The 23,798-nt window shown below is 70.4% G+C and carries 17 protein-coding genes and 1 pseudogene; 4 read left to right on the plus strand and 14 right to left on the minus strand.

Annotated elements, in window-relative coordinates; genetic code table 11:
* Positions 1-45: 45 nt before the first annotated feature.
* The 8 genes from OHA99_RS08015 to aztB all read right to left on the minus strand — a co-directional run bounded on the left by OHA99_RS08015 (position 46) and on the right by aztB (position 9,806).
* A complete protein-coding gene (locus OHA99_RS08015; protein ID WP_405694949.1) occupies positions 46-1,728 on the minus strand; it encodes an ABC transporter ATP-binding protein in 1,683 nt (560 codons plus the stop codon).
* Positions 1,725-2,585, minus strand: coding sequence for an ABC transporter permease (locus tag OHA99_RS08020; RefSeq protein WP_405694950.1), 861 nt, complete (start codon positions 2,583-2,585; stop codon positions 1,725-1,727). Before OHA99_RS08020 ends, OHA99_RS08015 begins: the two co-directional genes overlap by 4 nt.
* Positions 2,582-3,532, minus strand: a complete 951-nt coding sequence (locus OHA99_RS08025; RefSeq protein ID WP_405694952.1) for an ABC transporter permease — start codon at positions 3,530-3,532, stop codon at positions 2,582-2,584. Before OHA99_RS08025 ends, OHA99_RS08020 begins: the two co-directional genes overlap by 4 nt.
* Positions 3,529-5,115: an ABC transporter substrate-binding protein gene (locus tag OHA99_RS08030; protein WP_405694953.1), complete on the minus strand. Its 1,587-nt coding sequence runs from the start codon at positions 5,113-5,115 to the stop codon at positions 3,529-3,531. Before OHA99_RS08030 ends, OHA99_RS08025 begins: the two co-directional genes overlap by 4 nt.
* A 287-nt stretch (positions 5,116-5,402) precedes the next feature.
* The gene (aztD, locus tag OHA99_RS08035; protein ID WP_405694955.1) at positions 5,403-6,605 is read right to left on the minus strand and encodes a zinc metallochaperone AztD; all 1,203 of its coding nucleotides are present in this window, start codon (positions 6,603-6,605) and stop codon (positions 5,403-5,405) included.
* Positions 6,606-6,695: 90 nt separating this feature from the next.
* Positions 6,696-7,655 (minus strand): zinc ABC transporter substrate-binding protein AztC, encoded by a 960-nt coding sequence (aztC, locus tag OHA99_RS08040; protein ID WP_153177512.1) that lies wholly within the window; start codon positions 7,653-7,655, stop codon positions 6,696-6,698.
* Positions 7,652-8,899 (minus strand): hypothetical protein, encoded by a 1,248-nt coding sequence (locus OHA99_RS08045; protein ID WP_153177513.1) that lies wholly within the window; start codon positions 8,897-8,899, stop codon positions 7,652-7,654. Before OHA99_RS08045 ends, aztC begins: the two co-directional genes overlap by 4 nt.
* 10 nt (positions 8,900-8,909) lie before the next feature.
* Positions 8,910-9,806, minus strand: coding sequence for a zinc ABC transporter permease AztB (gene aztB / locus OHA99_RS08050; protein WP_164382742.1), 897 nt, complete (start codon positions 9,804-9,806; stop codon positions 8,910-8,912).
* Positions 9,807-9,820: 14 nt separating this feature from the next.
* Between aztB and aztA the strand changes: the two genes are divergently transcribed.
* The 3 genes from aztA (at position 9,821) to OHA99_RS08065 (ending at position 12,627) form a co-directional block, all read left to right on the plus strand.
* Complete coding sequence (aztA, locus tag OHA99_RS08055) at positions 9,821-10,564, plus strand: zinc ABC transporter ATP-binding protein AztA (protein WP_366472435.1); 744 nt, start codon at positions 9,821-9,823, stop codon at positions 10,562-10,564.
* 85 nt (positions 10,565-10,649) lie between these two features.
* Entirely contained in the window at positions 10,650-11,180 is a 531-nt protein-coding gene (locus tag OHA99_RS08060; protein ID WP_405694958.1) for a GNAT family N-acetyltransferase, read from the plus strand.
* A 262-nt stretch (positions 11,181-11,442) separates the two neighbouring features.
* Positions 11,443-12,627, plus strand: a complete 1,185-nt coding sequence (locus OHA99_RS08065) for a PP2C family protein-serine/threonine phosphatase (RefSeq protein ID WP_266570079.1) — start codon at positions 11,443-11,445, stop codon at positions 12,625-12,627.
* Between the two features lie 110 nt (positions 12,628-12,737).
* On the opposite strand, the gene OHA99_RS08070 is transcribed toward OHA99_RS08065, so the two are convergent.
* Positions 12,738-13,910, minus strand: coding sequence for a DUF6183 family protein (locus OHA99_RS08070; protein ID WP_366472432.1), 1,173 nt, complete (start codon positions 13,908-13,910; stop codon positions 12,738-12,740).
* Between the two features lie 81 nt (positions 13,911-13,991).
* On the opposite strand from OHA99_RS08070, the gene OHA99_RS08075 reads away from it, so the two are divergent.
* Positions 13,992-18,503 (plus strand): DUF6531 domain-containing protein, encoded by a 4,512-nt coding sequence (locus tag OHA99_RS08075; protein WP_405694960.1) that lies wholly within the window; start codon positions 13,992-13,994, stop codon positions 18,501-18,503.
* A 528-nt stretch (positions 18,504-19,031) separates the two neighbouring features.
* Here the strand turns inward: OHA99_RS08075 and OHA99_RS08080 are convergent.
* The 5 genes and pseudogenes from OHA99_RS08080 to OHA99_RS08100 all read right to left on the minus strand — a co-directional run bounded on the left by OHA99_RS08080 (position 19,032) and on the right by OHA99_RS08100 (position 23,683).
* Positions 19,032-19,475, minus strand: coding sequence for a PIN domain-containing protein (locus OHA99_RS08080; RefSeq protein WP_282880739.1), 444 nt, complete (start codon positions 19,473-19,475; stop codon positions 19,032-19,034).
* Positions 19,472-19,724 (minus strand): annotated as a pseudogene (locus tag OHA99_RS08085) (CopG family transcriptional regulator). The gene OHA99_RS08080 and the pseudogene OHA99_RS08085 overlap by 4 nt, the downstream one beginning before the upstream one ends.
* Positions 19,725-19,818: 94 nt before the next feature.
* Positions 19,819-21,999, minus strand: a complete 2,181-nt coding sequence (locus OHA99_RS08090) for a hypothetical protein (protein WP_405694963.1) — start codon at positions 21,997-21,999, stop codon at positions 19,819-19,821.
* Positions 22,000-22,001: 2 nt separating this feature from the next.
* Positions 22,002-22,829 (minus strand): hypothetical protein, encoded by an 828-nt coding sequence (locus OHA99_RS08095; RefSeq protein WP_405694965.1) that lies wholly within the window; start codon positions 22,827-22,829, stop codon positions 22,002-22,004.
* Positions 22,830-22,846: 17 nt separating this feature from the next.
* Positions 22,847-23,683 (minus strand): vWA domain-containing protein, encoded by an 837-nt coding sequence (locus OHA99_RS08100; protein WP_366473384.1) that lies wholly within the window; start codon positions 23,681-23,683, stop codon positions 22,847-22,849.
* Positions 23,684-23,798: the final 115 nt, after the last annotated feature.

A 23,798-nucleotide genomic window follows, 5' to 3' on the forward strand; every position in this document is an offset into this window, starting at 1 on the left:
CGCCCACGGGGCGGGGCGCTCCTCCCGACGACCGTAAGACGCCCTTCACCCCGGCTGCTCCGGCACCGCGAGGACGGGACCGTCCTCGCGGAGGAGCAGTCCTCGGGTGACGGGGTGCCTGGGGTCCATCAGCACGCGGTCCGCAGGTCCGGCTTCGACGACCCGTCCCCCGTCCAGGACGACGACCTGATCCGCGCGGGCGGCGACGGCCGTCAGGTCGTGCGTCACCATGACGACCGTCAGGCCCAGCGTGCGCCGCAGCGAGTCCAGCAGCTCCAGGACCCGGTCCGCGGTCTCCGGATCGAGCGCCGAGGTGACCTCGTCACAGACGAGGGCGCGCGGCTCGGCGGCCAGCGTCCGAGCCAGCGCGACGCGTTGACGCTGCCCACCGGACAACTCCCCGGGCCGGCGCGTCAGTACGTCGGTCGGCAGCCCGACCAGTCCCAGCAGCCGTACGGCTTCCTCGGACGCCTCCCGGGCCAACCGGCCGCGCAGCCCCCTGAGTGGGCGCGTGAGCGCGTCGGCCACGGACTCGCGCGGGTTGAGGGCCCCGCGGGAGTCCTGCGCGACGAGGTGCACCGCGGCCCCGCGTCCGCGCGGCGCGCTGCCCGCACGCCACTCGACGCTCCCTCGTACCGGCGGGTGCAGTCCCGCGAGACACCGGGCGAGGGTGGTCTTCCCCGACCCCGACGCACCCACGACGGCGGTGCAGGACCCCGCCGGAACGGTGAGGGAGACGTCGTGCAGCACGGGGACCCGCCCATGGACGGCGTGCAGGCCTCGTGCGGTGAGCCCGCCGGAGGCGGTTTCGTGCAGGCCCCGGGCGGTGAGCCCGCCGGAGGCGGTTCCGTGCAGGCCCCGTGCGGTGAGCCCGCCGGAGGCGGTGAGGTCCGCGGCGGCGTCGCGGGGAGCCTCGGAGCGGGGGCCGGTGGCCCGGGGGACCCCGGAAGGCCGGACGGCCGGCGCCGGCCCGGGTTTCCCGCGCGCGGTGATCCGGCCCTGCTCCAGCCGTATGACGTCGTCCGCCACGGACGCGATCCACGCCGGGTCGTGGCTGACCAGCAACGCGGCGCGGTCCCCGGCGGAGAGGGCCTCGGCCAGCAGTCCGCGCATACCGTCCGCCAGGACCGGGTCCAGGCCGCTGGTGGGCTCGTCGAGGACCAGCAGGGCGGGGCGGCCCGCCAGCGCCAGGGCGAGGGCGACCCGCTGGGCCTCTCCCCCGGACAGCTGCCGGGGCAGCCGCCGCCGGAACGCCCGGTCGGCCGGCAGTCGCACGGACGACAGCAACTCCCCCACCTGCTCGGCGACTTCGGCTCTCCCCGTCACGGAGGAGCGGCGCAGCCGCACCGCCTCGGCGAGCTGTGTGCCGATCCGGAGTGCGGGGTTGAGTGACGAGGCCGGGTCCTGCCCGAGGAACGACACCACCCGGCCGCGCAGCCGGCGGGCGTCCGCCCGGTCGAAGGGATCGAGGCCCGCCACCCGGACGGTCCCGCCGCGGAGTCGCAGGCCGGGGCGGACGTGGCCGAGCAGACTGTGCGCCAGGCTGCTCTTGCCCGATCCCGACCTGCCGACGATCCCCAGCACCTGCCCGTGCGCCACCGGGAATCCGACGTCGTGCACGACGGGCGGCCCACCGGCCGCGGGACCCAGCGTCAGGGCGTCGATCTCCGCGAGCGCACCGGTCCCGGAAGGGGGAGCGGAGAGGGGCGCGGGGGCACGGCCGGTCATGCGGCTCCCCTCCCCACGGTGTCCGCCAGCCGCCCGGCCAGCAGTCCGACGCAGACGGACAGCAGCACCAGCAGCAGTGCCGGGGCGAGGAACGGCGTGGCGGCCAGCGTCGCGCCGGGAACGTTCTCACTCACCATGCGGCCCCAGTCCGGCGTCGCCCCGACCGGTCCGAGACCGAGGAACCCCGCGGTGGCGGTGAGGTGGAGGGAGGCGACCAGGCGCAGCGCGGTGTCCATCAGCGCCGGTCCGGCGATGTTCGGCAGCACGTCGTGGCGCAGTACGGCCCGTCGCGTGTCGCCCCGGGCCAGGGCGGCCTCGACGTACCCGCTGCCGAGCACCGTGTCCGCCGCGGCGCGCAGCACGCGGGCCGAGAACGGGGCGGTGGCGAGGGCGACGGCTGCCACCAGGGCCGTCGCGCTGCCGGGGAACCCCGCGGCGAGGACGAGGACGACGAGGAGAGCGGGGAGGACGGCCAGGGCGTCGACGCAGCGGAGCAGCAGGTCGCCCAGCCGGCGGGACACCATGGCCGCGAGGACTCCGACGGCCGTCCCGACGGCTCCGGCCACGGCCGTACCCGCCAGCGCGGTGAGCACGATGGTGCGGCCGCCGCCGAGCACCCGGCTCAGTACGTCCCGGCCCAGCACGTCGGTACCGAGGAGGAACCGGCCGTCGGGCTGCTGGAAGGGCGCGGCGAGCTGCGCGGTGGGACTGTGCGGCGCGACCAGCGGCCCCAGCAGGGCGAGCAGGAGGACGAGCAGGGTGCCCGCTCCGGTGAGCAGTGGTGGCCTGCGGCGCCGGAGGACGCCCGTCCGGGCGGCGCGTGACCGCCTCCCCGGTGGTGTGAGGACGGTCGTCATCGGCCGTGTCCTTCCCGCGCGCCCAGCAGGCGTGCGCAGATGTCGCCGGTCAGCAGCACCGCGAGCATCACCCCGGCGAGTATGGTGGCGATGCCCTGCACCATGGGTATGTCCCGTGCCGCGACGGCCAGTTGCAGTTCCCGGCCGATGCCCGGGTAGTCGAAGACGTTCTCCACCACCACCGCCGAGCCGACCAGGGCGCCCGTGGTGAGGGTGAGCGCGTGGACGGCGGGCCCCGCGGCGTTGGGCAGGATGTGGCGGACGGCGAGCCGCACCCCGCGCACTCCGTTGAGCCGTGCGGCTTCGCAGTAGGGAGTGGCCGCAGCGTCCGCGACGGAGACCCGCAGCAGCCTGGTGGCCACCGCGAGTCCGACCGCGCTGAGCGTGAGGACGGGCAGGATCAGCGCGTGCGGCACATCGAGCGGCGTACCGCCCAGGGGGATGACGGAGACACGCGGCAGGAGCTCCAGCCACACCGCCAGTACCGCGACGAGCAGCGCGGCGACGACGAACTCCGGTACGGCGGCCAGGACCTGGGCGGCCGTCGAGACGAAGCGGTCGGCGCCGCCCCCGCGCAGCCCGGTCCACAGGCCCAGCAGCGCGGCCAGTGGCGCGGTGACCGCGAGCGTCAGTCCGGCGAGGAGCAGGCTGTTGGGCAGGCGGGTGGCGAGGACGTCGGTGACCTGCCGGTCCCCCACGAAGCCGTGGCCCAGATCCCCCCGGACGGCGCCTGCCGCCCAGTGCGCGTACCGTTCGGCGGCCGGCCGGTCCAGCCCGAGTTCGGCGCGGACCTCGGCGCGCTGCACCGCCGAGGCGTCCACCCCGGCGACCGCGCTGACCGCGTCGCCCGGAAGGACCGCCGTGGCCGCGAAGACGACGGCCGACAGCACGACGAGCAGGACGGCCGCCCCCACGAGGCGACGACCGGCGAACGCGGCCAGGCTCACGCCAGCGACGCCTGCGAGAAGCCGGGGAACTGCTCGAAGAGATCGTCACGTATCCCACGGACGCCCTTGGCCCGGGCGTTCAGGTTCGGTTTGAAGACCGGCAGCACCTGGTTGCCGTCCTCCCAACGCGTGCGCTGCGCCCGCGTTCCCAGCTTCCCGGCCTCGGCCGGGTCGCGCTCGGCGCGGGCCTTCGCCACGAGGGTGTCGGTCGCGGACTCCTGCCAGCCGAACGCCGACGGCGAGCCACCCGCCGTGCTCATCTGGTAGGTCGACAGCGCGGGAATGGGCATCTGGTACGAGCCCGCCAGCGGCAGCGCCGCGTAGGCGGGGAAGTCCGCGTAGAGCTGTCCCGCCGGCAGCTCACGCACCGACGCCCCGACACCGGCCTTCTTCAGGTCCTCGACGAAGAGGGTGGCCGTCTCGACCATGCCCGGCGTCTCCGGGCCGGTCGTCAGCGTGACCTTCATCCCCTCGGCCCCGGCCTCCTTGAGCAGCGCCCGGGCCCGCTCCGGGTCGTGGGCCCGCTGGGGCAGGCCCTCCGCGTAGTCGGGGAAGCCGATGGAGGGCAGGTCGTTGCCGATCTCGGCCTTGCCGTAGAACACCGTCCTCACCATGGCCTGCCGGTCGACCGCGAGCTTGAACGCCTCGCGCACCCGGGGGTCGTCGAAGGGCTTGACCTTCATGTTCATCTGGAAGGACAGGCCGACCAGGTACGGGCTCTGCGTGGGAACGAGTTCGACGTTCCCGTTGTCCCCGAGGGTGCGCGCGGTGACGGGTGAGAGGTCGTGTGCGAAGTCGATCTCACCGCCGGTGAGCGCTCCGGACCTGGCGGTCGAGTCGGCGATCGACCGCAGCTCCAGTCCGTCCAGGTGGGGGACGTGGCCGTAGTGGTCGTCGTAGCGCTCGAACGCCGCGCCCTGGCCGGCCGTGAACTCTGTCAGCCGGAAGGGGCCGCAACTGGGCATGCCCTTGCGGAAGTTCCTGGTGCCGTCCTTGACGACGAGGAAGTTGCCCTGACAGAGGATCATGCGGCCGTCGGCGATGGGCCGCAGGGTCGGCAGTACGACCTTCAGGTCACCGTCGGCCTTGGCGTGCGCCAGGTCGAAGTTGGCGGCCGCGAGCCGGTAGACGGGCAGTTTGCTGTGGGCCGCGAGGGTGCTGAGCGAGTGCAGGACATCGGCGGCGGTCAGCCGGGAGCCGTCGGTGAAGCGGACGCCGGGCCGCACGTGCAGGGTGTAGGCCGACAGGTCGTCGGCGATGTCGATGCCCTTGAGCACGCCGTAGCGCACCCCGTCGGGGCCGCTGGGGTCCAGGTTGCCCAGCGTGCCGTGCCAGGCGCGGGCACGCACCAGGTCGAGGGCGGACGGGCCGTTGAAGAAGTCGAGCGTCTCCGAGGCGCCGCCTCCGACGAAGGCGGCCCGCAGCGTGCCGCCCGAGCGGGGCGAGGAACCCGGACCGGACTCGCGGTCCGATGCGGGCTCGTCGGTGGAGCAGGCCGCCAGCAGGCCGGGGCCCACCGTCAGAGCCGCGGCCCCCGCCGCACCGCGGCGCAGGAAGGCACGGCGATCGATCTGTCTGGACATGCTTCTCCTTGACGTTCTGCTGAGCTGATCAGGAAGCCGTGGCACTCGCACGGCGGGTGAAGCGGGGCCCGACGGAAGCGCCTGGGACCGGCAGGTCCGCAGGTCGGCAGGTCCGCAGGTCGGCAGCGCTCGTGGACCACCGCGATGCCTGCGGACTACCGCAGGGCCAGGGCGCCGGACGGGCAGGCCCGCACGGACTCACGCACCTCGTCCGACCGGGACGCGGAAGGCTCTCCGTCCAGGACCAGGACGAGGCCCTCCTCCTCGTCCTGGTCGAAGACGACCGGTCAGTGACCGTCCACCGTTCCGGAGAGTTCGTTGGTGGCCTTCGGCAGCGTCACGGACGTCAGCTTCTCGCCCGAGTCCAGGTCGAAGGCATGCAGTTGGCGCTTGCCCGGTTCCGAGACGTACGCCGTGTGGTCGCGGACGAAGAGGGTGGGCCTGGGCTGCTGCCAGTCCAGGGGCTCGGTCCAGTCGCCGACCGCTTCGATCCTCTTCTCCACCTTGCCGGTCTCCGGGTCGATGACGTGGAGGACGCCGTTGGTGCCGAGTACGAGTGCCTCGCCGTGCGGGCCGCGGGCGAGCGAGCGGAAGGAGTAGCTGGTGCCGAGGTCGACGAGCTTCATCTTCGCCGTGCGGGTGTCGATCAGCGATATGCGCGTGGGCCGTTCCAGTTCCGCGTCGGGGTCGGTCTTGTAGTCGCCCAGGAGGATCGGTGAGGCGTCGCTGCCGGCCTGGTTGCCGGTGCGGGCGTAGTCGTCGGGGGCGTCGACCTTGGTGAACTCGCCGTCCTTGTAGAGGAGTACGCCGTCCTCGCAGCCGAGGCCGACGACGTCGCCCTGGGCGGCGGCCTCGCCGTGCACGCCCGGGCAGTTCTCGGCGCGGGCGATCTCCTTGTTGTTCTTGTCGAGGACGAGGGCACCGGTGCGCTTCTCCTCGGTGCCCAGGGTGGTGACGAGTTCGCCGCCCGCCAGTTCGATGGCGACACCGTGGTGGGCCTCGGCGGAGGTGTAGGTGCGGGCCTCCGGCTGCTTCCCGCCGGCCAGGTCGGCGGGGTCGAAGACGTTCACCTCGCCCGTACCGTCGGTGAACAGCACCGTCCTGCCGCCGTGCCGCACCACGTGCCCCGGCTTCGCGCCCTTGAACTCGGCGTCCGTGAACGCCTGCCGGGCCGCGTCGAACACGCGGAAGCCGCTGTCGGTGGAGACGATGACGTGGTCCTCGTCACCGGCCGGGTTGACCCGGTTGAAGCCGGGCAGCTCGACGGTCGTCGCCGGCTTCAGGGTCTCGCCGTCGAGGACGTACAGTCCCCCGTCGTAGGAGGCGACCAGCGGGTTCTCGACCGCGGTGGCCGTACTGCTCTGTGTCCGCTTCTCCGGCTCGGCGTCGGACGAGGCGTCGTCGCTGCCGCCGCATGCGGTCAGCGCCAGGGACGCCGTCACGACGAGGGCGGTGCCCGTGAGCATGCCGGCGCGTGGAGACCTGTTCATGGTGTGTCTGTCCTCTCCGGCCCTCAGGGCACGGGGTTGTGGGGTGGAACGGCCGGCGTGTTCGGTTCGCCGGGCCGCGGGGAAGCGCGTTCAGTCGCCGGTGAGGCCGTCGGTCATGGCCGAGGTGTTGGCGCGCATCATGTCCAGGTAGGTGCCGGCGCCCTTGCCCTTCTCGGTCAGCGACTCGGAGTACAGCGGGACGACGTCCACGTCACCGCCCATTTCCTGGCGCAGGACCTCGGCGAGCCGGGTGGGCTGGGAGGAGTCCGCGAAGACGGTGCGCACCTCGGCCTTCTCCATGGCCCGGGTGAGCGAGCGCAGATCGGAGGAGCTGGGTGAGGCGAGGGTCGTGCCGCTGGGGACGACCGCGCCGATCACGCGGAAGCCGAAGCGGTCGGCGAGGTACCCGAAGACGTGGTGGTTGGTCACCAGGGCGCGGCGGCCCTCGGGGATGGTCGCGAAGGACCCCTCCATCCACGTGGTCAGGTCGGCGAGTTGCCCGTCGTAGTGGGCGGCGTTCTCACGGAGGGCCTTCTCGTTCACGCCGTCGACGTGTTCCACGACCTGGTCGGCGATCAGGCCGGCCGCCTTGCGCACCCGGTCGGGGTCGGTCCAGAAGTGCGGGTCGGGCTCGCCCGCCTCGTCGTCGGGACCGCCCTCCTCGCCGGTGTGGAAGGTCAGGGGATCGGCAGCCTCGCCGGCGGCGAAGGTGGCCACTCCCGACGCACGGGCCGCCTCCACGTGCCGAAGGACGTTCTCCTCCAGGCCCAGGCCGTTGTAGACGATCAGGTCCGCGTTCTCCAGTTCGGCGGCCTGTACGGCCGACAGCCCGAAGGAGTGCGGATCGGCGTTGGGCTTCATCAGGACACTGACGTCCGCCTCGTCGCCGACGATCTCCCGGGTGATGTCACCGAGGATGTTGGTCGTCACGACCACGCTGGGCTGCTCGTCGCCGCCGGAGCAGCCGGTCGCCGTACCGGCGACGACGAAGAAGGTGACCAGGGACAGCAGCAGGGCGCGCACCCGCGCGGCCCCCACCCGTACGCTCATCGGCCCGTCTCCACCATCAGGGACGGCCGGATGTCGAGGTCGAAGGTGCGGGCGACACGGAGGCCGTCGTTGTAGTCGATCTCGTACACGCGCCTGCCCGCCGGGTCGTTGAGGTAGGCCCGGCTCCGGTCGACCTCGATCACCGGTGCCGCGGCTTCGCCGGTGGCGCCCTCGGGGACGTCCTTCAGCAGGCGTTCGGTGACCGTGGTCTCCTTGCCGGTGGACAGGTCGTAGCCGTGCAGGGCTCCGTCGGTCTCCAGGACGACGAGCGGGGAGCCCTCACCGGCGGTGTTGGCGGCGACCACGGGGCCGGTCTCGATCCGTTTCCAGGCGCGCTCGGTGACGTCCAGGACGTGGACGGCGTCCGTTCCCGCGGGTGCGGTGAGCGTGGTGCTGCCCGGACGGTGCCGGAACTCCGTGGCCCGCGCCGTCTTCGGCACGTCCTCGCCGAACGGGATCTTCTCGGCGGTGAAGGTGCCGTCGTCCTCGTGGACGAGCAGGGCTCCGTCGGCGCAGCCGAGGACGACCCCGCGCCGGGTGACCGCGTCACCCTCGGGGTCCTCGCACTCCGCCTCCGGGGTGGCGACGCGGTTGCCGGACCGGTCGAGCACCACGACCTTCGCGGGGGCGTCACCGTCGCGCGTGAGGCCGATCAGGTGTTCCGCGTACGGCACGACGGGCCCGGCGTAGGTGCCCGGGAGCCGGTCGGGGGCACCGAGGGCGCCGGGGGCGCTCTTCTCCGGATCGGCACGGGAGTGGACGCCCGCCCTGCCGTCCGCTGTCGTGACCACCGTCACCCCCGCGTCGCCGCGGACGCTTGTGCCGGGGCCGCCCGGAAGCTCGCCCACCTCCTTGATCTTCGCGCTGTAGTAGTGCACGTGGTCTCCGTGGTCGACCGTCCAGGCGCCGCTGTCGAGCACGTGGGTGCCGTCCGCGCCGTGGAAGTAGCCGAAACGGCCGTCGGTGGTGAGTGCGGTGACGCCGGCCCTGCGCGCGGTGTCGTGGACCTTTCCGGTGATCAGGTCCAGCACTCGGGTGTCGCCGGTGCCGGGGTCGCTGAGCAGGAGCCGGGACTGCTGCTCGGCGGCCTCGGTGGCGCCCTCGACGTAGCCGTGGGGGGTGGCGGGAGAAGAAGCGCTGTTCGGGCTGGACTTGGCGTCGTCCTGGCCGGCGCAAGCCGCGGACAGCAGGGCCACGGACAGGAGCGCCGGCACCAGGGGGGTGACATTTCTTCGGACGAACAAGGAGATCGCCTCAGGTTTCGTTCGGTCGGGTCGTGGGGGCGTGAGCGGTGACCGTGGCGGCACGGACGGGGAGAGCGGCGCGGCGCGCACGACGCCGGTGCCGGACCCCGGACACCAGGTGGGACAGGAAGAAGAGGCTGACCGCGAGGGCTGAGACGGTCGCGCCGGCCGCGGTGCTCAGGTGCCAGGAGAGCAGCAGGCCGCCGAAGGTGGCGGCCGCGCCGAGGACCGCGGCGAGGACCATGACGCCGCGGACGCCGCGCGCCCAGGGCAGGGCCGCCGCCGGCGGGGCGATGAGCAGGCCGAGGACGAGCAGCGTGCCCACGATGTGGAAGGAGGCGACGATGGCCAGCGCGAGCAGGCCGAGCAGCACGGCGTGCGCCAGCCGGGGGCGCAGGCCGAGCGTCCGGGCCTTGCGCTCGTCGAACGCGAGGGCCAGGAAGGCACGGTGACCGAGCCCCGAGACGGCCAGCGCCAGCAGCAGCGCCACCCCGAGGAGGACCAGGTCGCTCTCGCGTACGGCGAGGACGTCGCCGAAGAGGAACCCGGTGAGGTCCACGGCGAACGACTGCGAGCGCGACACGATGATGACACCCAGCGACAGCATGCCGACGAAGAGCAGCCCGATACCGGTGTCCTGGGACAGCCTCGGCGTACGGCCGAGGGCGGTGACACCGGCCGTCATGACGACCGCACTCACCACCGCGCCCACCAGCAGGTTGCCCCCGAGCAGCGCGGCGACCGCGACGCCCGGCAGAAGGCCGTGGGACATGGCGTCACCGAGGAAGGCCATCCCCCTCAGCACCACCCACGTCCCCGCGAGGGCGCATATCGCCGACACCAGGATCCCGGCCCACAGGGCCCGCTGCACGAAGGCCACCTCGAAGGGGGCCGTCAACCACTCCATACGAAGACCCTACAATGACAATCATGTTCAATAAACACCGCCCGGCGCCGCCGTACGACGAACCGGGCGATGAGCGCGTCCGGTTCAGCGACCTCGACGCGGGCTACCCGGGCCGTCCCGTGCTGCACCAACTAGGCGCGCGCATACCGGCCTTGGCCATGACCGCGCTCGTCGGACCGAACGGCAGCGGTAAGTCCACGCTGCTCGGCGTCCTCGCCGGAGTGACCGTCCCCACATCCGGACGGCTCCAGTACGCGGAGGGCCGACCGCCCGCCTTCGTCCCGCAGCGCGGCGCCGTCGGGGACGCACTCCCCCTCACGGCACGGCAGACCGTGGAGATGGGCCGCTGGGGAGAGCGGGGGCTGTGGCGGCGGCCGACCCGGCAGGACCGGACCGTGGTCGACTCCGCCATGGAACGACTGGGCGTCGCCGGCCTCGCCGACCGCCAGCTCGGCGAGTTGTCCGGTGGGCAACGCCAGCGCGTCCTCATCGCCCAGGGCCTCGCCCAGCAGTCCGACCTCCTGCTCCTGGACGAGCCGACCACCGGGCTCGACCCCGAGGCCCGGGAACGCATCACGGCCCTGCTGACGGAACTGGTCGCCGACGGCACGACCGTCGTCCAGGCCACGCACGATCTGGCGGCCGCCCGCGCGGCCGACGCCTGCCTGCTCCTCAGCGACGGACGACTTGCCGGACAGGGCCCACCCGAGCACGTACTCACCCCGGCGGTCCTGTCCCGGGTCTGGCAGTCGGCGTGATGCGACGAGGTCGGCCGCCGCCTGGTCGTGCGGGCGCCCGGTTCGAGAACGGCGTCCTGGCCGAGCGTTCTGAGAGGATCACAGCATGACCGGCCAACGACACGCCGCCACCGAATCCCACCGGTCCTTCGCTGAACCGGTCCGGCTCGACCTGTCCGACCCCGACACCCTGCGTCATCTGTGGGACCTTCAGCGGGCCTCCTACGCGGTCGAAGCCCGGCTCATCGGCTTCGACGGCATCCCGCCCCTGCACGAGTCCCTTGAGCAGTTGCGCACATGCGAGGAGTCATTCATCGGAGTTCGCGACGAGTCGAGACTTGTCGGAGCCGTCGCCTGGACCCGCTCCGGGAATGGCGTTCTGGACATCTGCCGCCTCGTGGTCCATCCCGTCGCGCATCGCCGCGGCGTCGCAACGGCGCTGCTCAACGCTCTGGACTCGATCGAGCCCGCGGAACTGACCGTCGTCTCGACCGGAACCGCCAACCTGCCCGCGGTCGAGCTCTATCGCCGGCGCGGATTCGTACCCGTCGGAGAGCGCCGGATCGCACCCGGCGTCGCGGTCACGCTGCTGGAACGCAGGAACGCATCCGCATCCAAGCCACTCCACAATTCTTGACAATTGCTCCGCTGCGGGCGGGGACACCATGGCTGCGTGGCCGTTTGGCGGAAGCGGTCTTTGTCCACGCGGGCCAGGCCGCCGGTGCGCAGCCAGCCGTCGCGCAGCACCGTCGGGAGTATCACCCGGGTGGACGCACTTCGGGGCGGTGCGGCCAGCCTCCCTCCGGCATGTCCAGCAGATTGGATGATCGAGGCCGTCCGCCTGTCGCCCCAGTGCGGCATGGGCCCATCCGATCACACCGCCACTGGAGGATGCTCGCATGTTCCGCTCGTTGCGTGCGGCGCCGGTTCCTGCGGGAAGCCGTGCGGACCGGGACGGCAGCACCTCGATCCGCACGCCTCCCACACGTGCTGTCGCACTGGTGACGGTCGCGGTGACGGTGGTGACGGTCGTCCTCGGCGCGCTGACCGGGACCGCCGTGCTGCTGATCGGGCTGCTGGTGTTTCTCCCCGCGTTCGCCTCCGCGCTGTGCACACCGCGTCAGACGGCGTTCGTCTCCGCCTGGGTGAGCGTCCTCGTCATCGTGCCCGTGGCCCTGTCCACGGAGCAGCTCGCCGACCGGGTGACCCTGGCGCTGTTCGCCCTCGGCTTCGGCGCGTTGGCCGTCTACGGAGCCTCGCTGCGCATCACTCGCGAGGGTGCGCTGGTGAGTCTGCGGTCCACCGCCGCTGCGATGCAGCGGCAGATCCTGCGTCCACTGCCGCTGCTCACCGACGACGTACTCGTGGACGGCGTGTACGAGCCGGTGCAGCAGGACAAACTCGTCGGGGGCGACATCTACGACGTGGCGGCCACCCCCTGGGGCACCCGGGTCCTGATCGGCGACGTCCAGGGAAAGGGACTGGCCGCCATCGGCATGGCGATCGACGTGGTCGGTGCCTTCCGCGAGGCCGCCCACCGCGAACCGACGGTGACCGCGCTCGTGGACTCGCTCGAGGCAGCGGTGGTCCGCCACAACGGCTACGCGGAACAGCGCGGTGAGCCGGAACGGTTCGTCACCGCCGTCGTCCTGGGCGTGGACGCCGGTACCGAGACCCAGTTGGTGACCTGCGGACACATCCCGCCCTACCTGCTGCACGACGGGACCGTCACCGCCGTGGACGGCGGGACGGAGCACGCGCCACTCGGCCTGGCAGACCTCGTCGACGAGCCGCGCACGGTGTCCTGGTTCCCCTTCCCCGCCGGGGCGACGCTGCTGCTGTGCACCGACGGTCTCACCGAGGCCCGCTCCCCCGCCGGCACCTTCTACCCGCTCGAGGAACGCCTCGCCGGCCGCGTCGACATCACCGCGGGCCACCTCACCCACGCACTCGTCGACGACGTCCACGCCTTCGCCGAGGGACCGCAGCAGGACGACCTGGCCGTACTCGCCGTACGCCGCTCACCACACCGGATCAGCAGTACGTCGGCGTCCTCGCCCCTCGCAACGGCGCCGGCACGGTGAGCCGGCGTCGGCGCGGGTGACCATGAGTCGGCGCTTTGGGAACCTCGTCCAACCCTCGGAGCGTCATGTCCGGCCCGCACTCCATCGCTCGCTGCGGCTACCCGAACACGTCACGGCTCCTCGTCGGTATCGGTCGCCGCCAGCACCGTGACCCGGGTTCGGTTGGGGTCGAGCACGGCAAAAGCCACGTCTGACGTGTCGTGGTGGAACCAGTCCGTGAACGCCATGAACCGCAGCCACCGGTATTCCGCCGCGCGCCGCACGGCTTCCAGGTGCGGTACGCCGACGGGCACCCCCATAAGTGCGTACAGACTGTCCCAGGCATACAGCCGCGCGTAAGCCCCGCCCTGGCCCTGGCCGTTCACACCCCCGATGTACGCAGCCGCGAAGAGTTCATTGAGCACATCGTCAGTTGTCGTCGCGCAGGCGAGTGCGCTGCCTCGGCGCCTGCCTTCGCCTTCCAGGCAGTGCAGAGGCAGCTCCTCGATGAACGACATACCGAAGTCGTGCGGAGCAAGCGCACTCGGCGTCGTGAAGAATCGTGCCTCAGCCTCACGGCTCCATCCACCGGACAGGAAGGGCCGTTTAGCCATGTTCGCCCGCTCGTCGTCACGTGTTTCACCGGCTGCCTGGCCCGCGGCCGCACCGGTGCCGGTCGAAGGAATCTCCGGGAAGCGCGACCGTAGTTGCTTCGGGGTCTTGATCGACCCCAGTCCGCGTACTCGGATCGTGAAGCGATGCTCGATGTCCAGTCGCGTCCTGGGCAGCCGAGCCAGCGGGTGCCCCAACTCACGAAGCCTGTCGGCGTAGGCGTCCAGAGATCGCCGACCGCCCCCCGAACTCATGAGTGACAACTCTCCGAGCAGACACGCCCGCAGTTCGACAGCTGGACTCCAGGTTTCTTCCGGCAACTCTCCGAACAGGGGCTCAAGATCCCGTAGATGCCGGGTCTTGACCAGCCTCGCGGCCACCGAACGCAGCAACGGATCGGTCTCGCCCCGATCCGACTCCTCGACAGGCATCAGCCGATCCACGATGTCCACGGCGAATGTCGTACCCTCTCGCGAGCGCACGTCGGCGAGGGCTTCGGCGATCCGCCCGAGGGCCCGCGCCACGGAAGCGCCGCCCGTCCTCTCAGCAGACACCCGCTGACCCAACTGCCGCGCCGCTTCATACAGCCCTTCCGGCCTCACCTCGGCCAGACACTGCAACTCGGGTCCAGGACGCTCCCAAAGGGGTCGATCGGAAGCGTCGTCACCGTGCGTCGGTTGGTTGTGGCTCACACTCCGAGTCTACGAGCAAGGAAGTCAAGTAACTTTGCTCAGGTGTAGGTGTCTTGGATGATGCAACCAACGGGGGCGAGCGTGGGATACCGGCCGACGGATTGGCATGTCCTGGACCTGGACAAGGACCCGACGCCGGGGGATCCGCAGCGGGTGCGGACGCTCGCGAAGACGCTGCACGACTTTGCCGACGACGTCTCGGAGGCGTTGCGTCTGGTGAAGGGGATGGCGGGGGAGTCGACGCTGGCGGAGTGGGCGGGGAAGTCGGCGACGGTCTTCAAGGACGAGTTCTCGGGTGTGCCGAAGAACTTGAAGAAGCTGGAGAAGTCGTACGGGATGTGCGGCGACGCGCTCGCGGACTTCTGGCCGAAGCTGGAGCGGGCGCAGGCGCTGGCGGACAAGGCGCTCATCAAGGCGCGGGAGGCCCGTGACGACCTCACGTCCGCGCAGTCGAAGCTGTCCTCGGCGGACTCGTGGGTGACGCGGGCGTCGAAGGAGGCGGACAAGTACAAGGACGACCCGACGGGCAGCAAGTCCGACGCGGACAAGCCGGACGAGGCGAAGGTCCGCGCCGCCACCCGTGACGTCCAGCACGCCAAGACCGCGCAGATCAACGCGCAGTCGTCGGTCGACTCCGCGCAGGGTGCGCTGGACGCGGCGAAGAAGATGGCGGCGGACGCGCGCAAGATGCGTGACGACGCGGCCCGGGAGGCCAAGAACAAGATCGACGAGGCGTCCGACGCCGGCATCCAGAACCGGTCCTGGTGGGAAGAGGTGGGGGACTGGGTCTCCGACAACTGGGACTCGATCGTCGCCGTCTGCAAGGTCGTCGTCGCGGTTGTGGGAGTCATCGCGATGATCATCGGCGGGCCGATCCTCGCCGCGATCGTCATCGTAGCCGCCCTCGTCGTCCTCGCAGACACGCTCAATAAGTACTCCAAAGGCCAAGCGTCCCTGTGGGATGTCGGATTCGCGGCGCTGGACTGCATACCGGGCGTCAAGGGGCTTACCACGCTGGGCAAACTCGCTGCGGGGATGAAGGCCCTGGGCAAGGGTGGCCTCAAGGCGATGGCCAAAGGGCTCGGAAAGGGCCTACGCAAGGGAGCCGACAACGCCGTCGGCAAGAGCAAGCCGGCGAAGGGGCGGTGCAAGAACGGCGATCCCGTCGACATGGTCTCCGGCGAGATGCTCGTGGAGGAGACCGACGTGGATCTCCCCGGGCTCCTCCCCCTCGTGCTGCGGCGCACACATCTCTCGACGTACCAATGGGGCCATTGGTTCGGACCCTCCTGGGCATCGACCCTCGACGAGCGTCTCGAACTGGACGGGGAAGGCGTCGTCTTCGCCGCCGACGACGGCATGATCCTCCTGTATCCCGTGCCCGCTCCCGGTGTCTCGGTCATGCCGACAGAGGGCCCCCGCTGGCCACTGGACTGGGACGGCACGCCCGACGCCCCCATCCGCATCACCGACCCGGCAACAGGACGCACTCGCCACTTCGCACCGCTCACCGGAGCTGTGGCCGCGCAGGAGGCATTCACCCTTCCCCTCGCCGCCATGACCGACCGCGACGGGCGGCGTATCGACGTCGACCGGGACGGAACCGGGGCCCCCACCGCCGTCCGCGACTCCGGTGGTCGCCACCTGCACGTCGATACCGAAGACGACCGGATCGTTGGTCTACGGTTGCGAAACGAGGAGGCCGGGCCGGGCGGCACAACGCTGCTGCGCTACGGCTACAGCTCCGACGGGCACCTCACCGAGGTCTACAACTCCAGTGGCCTTCCGCTCAGGTTCACTTACGACGTCCAGGGGCGCATCACTTCCTGGACCGACCGCAACGGCACCTGGTACCGCTTCACCTACGACGATCAGGACCGGTGCATCCGAGGCGACGGCGCGGACGGGTTCCTGTCCTGTTCCATCGCCTACGACCCGGAAGGCCGGGAGACGCGCTACACCGACTCTCTGGGCCACACCACGACCTACCGGTACAACGAGCGCCGACAGGTGATCGCCCAGACCGACCCACTCGGCAACACCACCTACGCCGAGTGGGACAGGTACAATCGGCTGCTGTCACGCACGGATCCGCTGGGCCACACGTCCCGCTTCGCGTACGACGAGCGCGGCAACCTCACATCCGTCACCCGGCCCGACGGTACGGCCACCACATGCGAGTACGACGCCTCGGACCGTCCGTTGTGGATCACCTTGCCAACCGGCCGCCGACGAGGCTACGCATACGACGAGCAGGGCCACCCGGCAGCGACCGTCGACGCCAACGGGGCCGTCACCACCTACGCCTATGACGCCTCCGGCGGGCTGCTCGGCGTCACCAACGCCCTGGGAGCGACCCACCGTGTGCAGCCGGGGCCCCTGGGTCTGCCAGACTCCGTCACCGCGCCACTGGGCGGTACGAGTCGAGTCACCCGAGACGCCTTCGGCCGCATCGTCGGTACCGTCGACGCCACCGGCGCGACAACACGTACCACCTGGACAGTGGAGGGCTACCCCGCCGAACGGACCATGGCCGACGGCGCCCGCGAGAGCTGGTCCTACGACGGCGAGGGCAACATCGTCCGCTACACCGGTCTCGACGGCCGTCGCACGACCCACTCCTTCACTCACTTCGACCGGCTCCACGCCCGGACGGAGGCGGACGGCTCGACGACGTGGTTCGCGTACGACACCGAACTGCGGCTCACATCCGTGACGAGCGCGTCCGGTGCGGTGTGGTCGTACGCGTACGACCCGGCGGGCCGTCTCGTACGCGAAGTGGACTTCAACGACCGCGCCGTTGCCTACACCTACGATGCCGCGGGACGCCTTGCCCAGCGAACCAACGGTGCCGGCGAGACCACCACGTATGTGCGCGACGCGCGCGGACGGGTCGTGGAACGGCGATCCGACGATGTGATCGCAGCCTTCAGCTACGACTCCGCCGGCCAGCTGGTCGCAGCCGTCACCCCCGACACGAGGCTCACGCTCGCACGCGACGCAGTGGGCCATGTCGTCGTCGAGGAGTGCAACGGCCGCGCGGTTCACACCGCCTACGACACACTCGGCCGGCGAGTCGAACGCCGAACTCCGTCGGGCGCCGTCAGTCACTGGGAGTGGGACGCGAACAACCGACCCACCCGGGTCCGGCTCGCCGACAGCGCCTTGTCATTCGCGTACGGCGCCTCGGGCCACGAGATCGAGCGACAGCTGGGAGAGACAGCGGTACTGTCCCAGGAGTGGGATGCGGGCCACCGCCTGACCGGACAGACGGTCCTCGGGCGAGCCGCCTCGGACGCAAACGCGTCGGACGAGGCGCTGTTGCACCGTGCGTACACGTACGGACAGGACGGCAGCCTGACCGCCATCGACGACCAGGCTTACGGCTCCCGCCGATTCAGCCGTGATGGTCTCGGCCGAGTGGAGACGGTCTCCGCCACCGGGTGGTCCGAGCGCTACGCCTACGACGCGGCGGGCAACGTCAGTCGGGTCGACGTTCCGGAAGGCCCCCAAGGCAAGCGGGTTCACGACGGCACACTCATTCGCAGGTCCGGCCACATCACCTACGTTCACGACGCTCAGGGGCGCCTCGTCCGACAGGCGCGCAAACTGCTGTCCGGTGGAACGCGGGAGTGGACGTACACCTGGGACGCCGAGGACCGGCTCACGCAGGTCACGACCCCCGACGGGCATCGCTGGGCGTACGTCTATGACGGTCTGGGTCGCCGTGTCGCCAAACGCCTGTTGTCCGACGCGGGCCGACCGACCGAGGAGACCCACTTCACCTGGGACGGTTCCCACCTCGTCGAAGAGAGCAGCGCCGTCGGCGGTCCCACCAGAAGCTGGGAGTGGGCTCCCGGTACCAATCGTGCGTTGCTGCAGGTCGACCAGGACGAGGTCGACCGTCGTTTCTACGCCATCGTCACCGATCTGGTCGGTACCCCCACGGAACTGGTTGACGAGGAGGGCCAGATCGCCTGGCGGGCGCGCACCGCACTGTGGGGCACACCGGTGGGCGGTTCTGCGGGCCCGGTCGACTGTCCCCTCCGCTTCCCGGGCCAGTACCACGACCTCGAGACCGGCCTCCACTACAACTTCCGCCGCTACTACGACCCCGAAAACGCCCGCTACATCAGCCCGGACCCGCTGGGCCTCGCCCCCGCGCCGAACCACCACGCCTACGTTTCCGACCCGCTTCGCTGGACCGACCCATGGGGGCTGGTCAGTTGCGAAAGCAGCAGGCACGGCATCACGGAGCGACGCGAGACCCACATCGAGGGCCAGCACGGCCCCGGCGCCCAGGACCGCGTGCGGGAGAATGCCGACCCCACCGGGCCGGAGCCCCGAATTCCCGGCGAGTTCTACGAGGACTTCTTCTGGGAGGGCGACGACTTCGTACTGGGCAGACGGCTCCGGGAGGGAGTCGACGGAACGCCTGCCCTGCCCAACCCTCGAGCCAGGGCAGGGCAGGACAGCCATCTGCACCGCTTCGAACATGGCGAGCCCGTGGGCATCAACGGCAGCGGCCGGGAGACGAGAGACGTCGAAGTCGTCATCCGCGACGGCCATATTCACACGGCGTATCCGGTCTGAGGATCGGTCGGCGTGGACGACAGGCGCCTGGCGATGACCCGTACATCGATGTTGACCTGCGCCGCTCGGTGAGCTTCGCGTCAAGGTCGTCGGGAGTCGGAGTGTCGCCATGCAGAGATGATCCCTGTCCGGTATCAAGCGGCGCGCGAGTCGCGTCCCCTCATTTGAGCGTCAAGCCTCTCCGGAAGCCCCTCTGAAGGCGTCGCCCATGCAAGCACCTCGCTCACGAATCCGCATGTCGGCGGGTTGTGAGGATCGATCCGCCCGCTCGAACCGCCACCCAAAGAAGCACAGGTCGAGGAACCGACCCGGGCTACAAAACCGCAGGTCAGGACCCCTTGCCCATAGGCTCGAGGATTGCCACGCACTCCACATAGCGGGTCATCGGAGGGATGTCGGCCCGAACGGGATCTAGAAAACCGCACGTCAGTAGCGCTTTCTGACCCACACCCCTTTCTGAGGGCGCCCTGAGCGTCAATTGAGGGTCACAGCTGACGAAGACGACGCCTCAGGCGTAAGCCGCAAGCTTCACAGAAGATGATCGTCCGGGAGCACCCGGAACGCCTTGTGGCGGCCGAGCGGGCGCACCGCACGGACGTCGCGGCGGTCGAGAGTGAGGACGGCATCGGTGTCGTAATCGGCCGCGAGGGCCACATTCACAGCGTCCGCCAGATCCAGGTCGAGGCCCCGGTAGCGGGCACGCACGGACTGGACGACGCCCAGGTGGTCCTCTGTGATCTCGGGGACAGCGATGCGCCCGCGCCGCATCCAGGCCCGAATGTCGTCGACCGCGCTGAGCGCGGCTTCACGGCCGAGTTCCCGGGTGGCTACGTGATCGATCTCCGCGAGCAGCAGAGGCGACATCACCAGCGGGCCGGCGGCCATGATCGCTTCATTGGACGCTTGATGCTCGAGGTGGGTGGAGTCGAGGGCCGCGAGGAGCCCGGAGGTGTCCGCGATGACGATGATCACGCGGCAGTATCGGCCCAGGTCTCGCGGCGTACGGCGTCGGCCACAGTGTTGCGCCCCTCGCTCTTGCCGAGGGTACGACCGGCGCCCTCGAAAGTACGGGAGAAGAGGGGGATCGTCCCAGACACGGTTCGCCATGGCCGCGAGGTGGATGCCCTGCCGGATGATCTCTGCCTCGCTTATGCCGCGCCGCTTGGCGGCCTCCTTGATGATGGCGAGGTCCTCGGGGCCCGCATAGACATTCGTCCTCACTGCATACGAAGTCTCGCGCGCTACCGGCGGCCGCCCATCGCGGGGAGCACGAGGGCGACCGTGGTTGCGACATCGTGCATTCCAGGGGCGCGGTTCAGCGACCGGTGTAGAGGAATCGCAGGTATCGCACCAGGGACAGCCTGCGCCGGTGAGCCTCAGCTGTCCCGGCAGCAGAGCTCAGCGCCGCATGGCGCGCACTGTCCTGCTGGAGCGTAACCGCGCGCCGGCTGAACTCCTGCCGCTGTCGGCGGGCCCGCTCGCCGGCCAGGGTGTTCTCCCGCGTGAGCCGCGCCCGGCCGTCCTCCAACTCCTGCTGTGCCTTCGTCCGTGAGGCTTCAGCTGCCGCGTCCACGGAGCGCAGCTCAGCGGTGAGGCGGGTGCGCCGGACCTCGATGCCCTGGTCGATCGACTGTCGCTCCTGTGCGGTGAGCGCGGTGGGCTGATCGGCTTCGGCAGCGGCGACCAGTTGCCTGCGCCAGGCATCGAGTGCGATGGCCTTGGCCTCACCGATGCCCTGGACGTCGATGCGGCGGCCATTGCTGAGCACCAGTTCGGCACCGACGCTGTTGTAGTGCGCGTTGTGCACGGTTCGGTATCCGGTGAAGTCGGCTGCGGTACGGACTCCCGCTGCCGCAAGCCGCGCGGCCAGTTTCGGCCCGATGCCGTGCGGCGGATTCTGGGCGATCAGCCGTCGCCCGAGACGCTCCCGCACGTAGTCGGACTGCCGGGAGGCAAGCGCCGTTCTCAGTTCCTTCCTTCGCTTCTCCGAAAGCCCAGCGATCTTCTTGTCCAGCTCCTTCCGCTTACGGACCCGACGCTTCTCGATCTGTTGGAGCTCGCCGTGGTGGCTCGCGGTGAGCCTGCTCTGTGCTCGTGGGTGGTCCGCGATGCGCTTCGTCTCGGCGGCGTCGAACTTCGCCCGGTCCTTGCGCAGCTTCCCCTCGGCCTTGACCGGGTCGTCGAGCCGGTCCCGTTCCGCTGTGAGCACGGAGAGAACGGCCCGTGCCTGAGCCCGCTCCGCACGGCGGGCCCACCCGAACACCGAGAATGTGGCGGCGGCGAGCACCGGAACTGCCGGAACGAACGGAGCTGTCGCGAGGCCCACGAAAAGAGCCAGTACGGTCACCGCCGACATCAGGGGCCAGACGACGGCTACAGCGACATCGAGTGGCGTCCTGATCTGGAATCTGTCCGGTGGGGCGACCGAGGGCGCGGGCTGCGAGGGCGACGCCGCGGAGGTAAGGTGTCCCGCCATCCAGCCGGGCAGGCCGCCGGTGCCCGGGGCGGCGGCCCCACGGTGAGCAGTGTTGTCCGTGATCACCGTTGCGGCCGGGCGCTGCCCGGGCACGGTCAGGGTGAGCGGCGGCAGCATGTCCAGGGGCTGGCAGGCCAGGGTCCGCACCTGGTCGGCGAGTCCGCTCACCATACGGTCGGGATGGGTGAGCAGTGTCTGCAGTCGTGCGGACCCGGCCGGGCTCGTGAAGTCGTCCTCGGTGAGCAGGAGGAACTCGCCGCTGGGTTCGTGCAATCGGGACCACAGGGCCGGTTCGGAGGCGATCGCCTTCAACGAGAGGAAGATGACCCAGGCGGAAAACCGGTCGAGTTCCACGCCGAAGTCGTCGTTCCCGCGCAGGGGTGACTGATAGTTCCGGTGCCCTCGCTCGGTCCCGCCCAGGCCGGCCAGTGCCGTGACGTACATGCCGTCGTAGTCGACCAGCCGCAACGTGTCGTCGCTCGCCACGAGCAGGTTGCCGTGCTGCAGGTCGCCGTGCGCGATCTGATGGTCCGCCAGGTCCCGCGTCAGTTCCTCGAACCGGTCGGCCAGACGATCGACGGCGATCCGGTCCGCATGGTTGGCGTCGAGCCAGGAGGACAGAGTGACGGCCTCGGCCCACTCCATCTTGAGGACCGGGTAGCGTTCCCGGCCGACGCTGATGGCGTCGGGAAGGTACTCGAAGCCGAGGTTCCACGGCTGGGAGAGTTCCGTCGGATCGAGCAGGGCGAGCCGGGAGCTGATGGCCTCGTACCGGCGTTCCTGGTCCGGGACGTGACGGGTGAAGCACTTGACCGCGTACCGGCGGCCCGACGTCGGCGAGGTCAGAGAGAAGACACTGGCGAAGGCGCCGGAGATGGGGCGCGGCAGGCCGAGTCCGGTCAGCTCGGGCCGGGCGCCCTTGAGTTCCGGGTGATGGAAGCACAGCTGGGTGTGCTGCAGAGCTTCCGCGTACTCGGCGCCGCTGGGGAACCGGCGCTGCGAACCGGTGGCCGGGCCCATGTTCACCGTCCCTCGAAATCGATCCGTACCAATGCCACGTCGTCGTTGCGCAACTGCCGGCTGTCCCGTAGCCCGTTCAGCCAGTTGTTGAAGTCGTCCAGGTCGTCGGGTCCGGCGTATTCGAGGAGCTGGCCGACTGCGTCGGCCTGGTCCGGAGCCGACATAAGCCAAGCGGCCAGGGCGTCCGTCATCAGAAGCAGGCGGTCTCCCGGCCGACAGTTCCCTCCGGTGAATCTCGTGCGGTCGGCAAGGAGCGCGGCGTCACGGTTGCGGCTGCTGAAGAGATCGGGAGTGGTGCCGAATTCCTCGACGGCCGACACCGGGAACGTCTGTATCAGCTGGTTGTCACGCAGGTGGAACAGGCAGCTGTCCCCGAGCGCAGCAGCACGCCACCGCCAGGACGGTGCCGCTTCACCGTCGTGGGCACCGCTCTCCGGGTCGACGCGCACCGTGAGCAGCGTCGCGTAAGCACCCTCCTCGAGCTTGGTGTGCTCGTACCACTTCAGTGGACGGCCGTCTGCCTGGCGAGCCAGTGTGTAGTCGGCCAGCCAGGGATCCCACCGGGCCACCACGGTCGCTGCGAACCGCTCGAAGGCCGGTCCGCCCGCCAGTGCGTCCGGCGACGCCATGGCGTGTTCGGCCGCGGCGCGGGACAGCAGCCTGGCCCAGTCCTTGGCCAGTGCGCTTTCCGTGGCTCCGTCGCAGACGCCTGCCGCGAATGGCTCCCGCAACATGTGATCGTGCGGATGCCCGGGAAGCACGGCGACGGCGTCCTCGCATTCCGCTGCCGTGCTTCCTTTCTTGGGAGCCACCAGGTGCGTGATGTACACGCAGGAAGTGGAGGTCGTCACCGCAGTTCGGTGGCCCGGGTACCGATGTCGAGGAACTGGACGACCGTGGTGATGTCTGCGTTGTAGACGAAACCGCGAGTGGTCTCGCTGACCCGCTGCCCCTGCGAGGCCGCGTACGAGCGCATGTGGCTCGGCAGCGGGCTGGACATGCCGAACAGGGTCCGGGCGTAGCTGTCGGGAAGGGTGTCGGCCGAGTCGGGGAACGCGGTCGGTGTACCGCCCGCCGCGGACACATGCAGGTTGAACAGCAGTGCCGCTCCGTCCGCTGTGGCGTGGGAGGTGACGGCCTCGGCGGCCGCGGTGGGGTCGCCGTCGGTCGACTCGCCGTCCGTCAGGTTGATGACGATGGGCGGGAATCCGGCCGGATACCGCTCGGTCCAGCCGGCGACGAGTCCCTCCGCGTACTGCAACGCACGGTTCATCGGGGTCCCCCCGTGGGCGACCGGATCCATCCACAGAGGGAAGTTGACGGCGGTCTCCACCAGTCCGCCGGCACCGTCAGGGACCTTCTTGCTCCGCTCGTCGATGCGGGCCGGGTTGTCCGCCACCTCGCTCAGCGGGACGAGGTCCCGTCCTTCGAGCGGCCCGGCGAGCGCCGAGCCCACGGTGGCTCCGTAGCCGATGACCGCGACGTGGAAGTAGTCGCGTACGCCCTCTTCCTTCGCGCACTTGACGGAGAGCTCGGTGAGCAGGCGGTTGATGGCGTCGGCGACGACGTCCGCCTTCTGCTGCGGTACTTCACCACCAATGGGATCGCTCATGGAGGTCGACTGGTCGACGAGGAAGATGATGCTCGTCGGGTTGGAACGGCTGATCTCTGCCGTGTACGGCACGGTGAACTCCTGACGCATTGCGGGGAAACCGGTCGTCGGAGAAGCTCGTACGCATGCCGACGCAGCGGTTTCCGGCGTGCGGGCCGGGACACCGAGATCCCCCGGTCCGATGATA

It is taken from the genome of Streptomyces coelicoflavus (assembly GCF_045041415.1).
GTDB classification, from domain to species: domain Bacteria; phylum Actinomycetota; class Actinomycetes; order Streptomycetales; family Streptomycetaceae; genus Streptomyces; species Streptomyces coelicoflavus.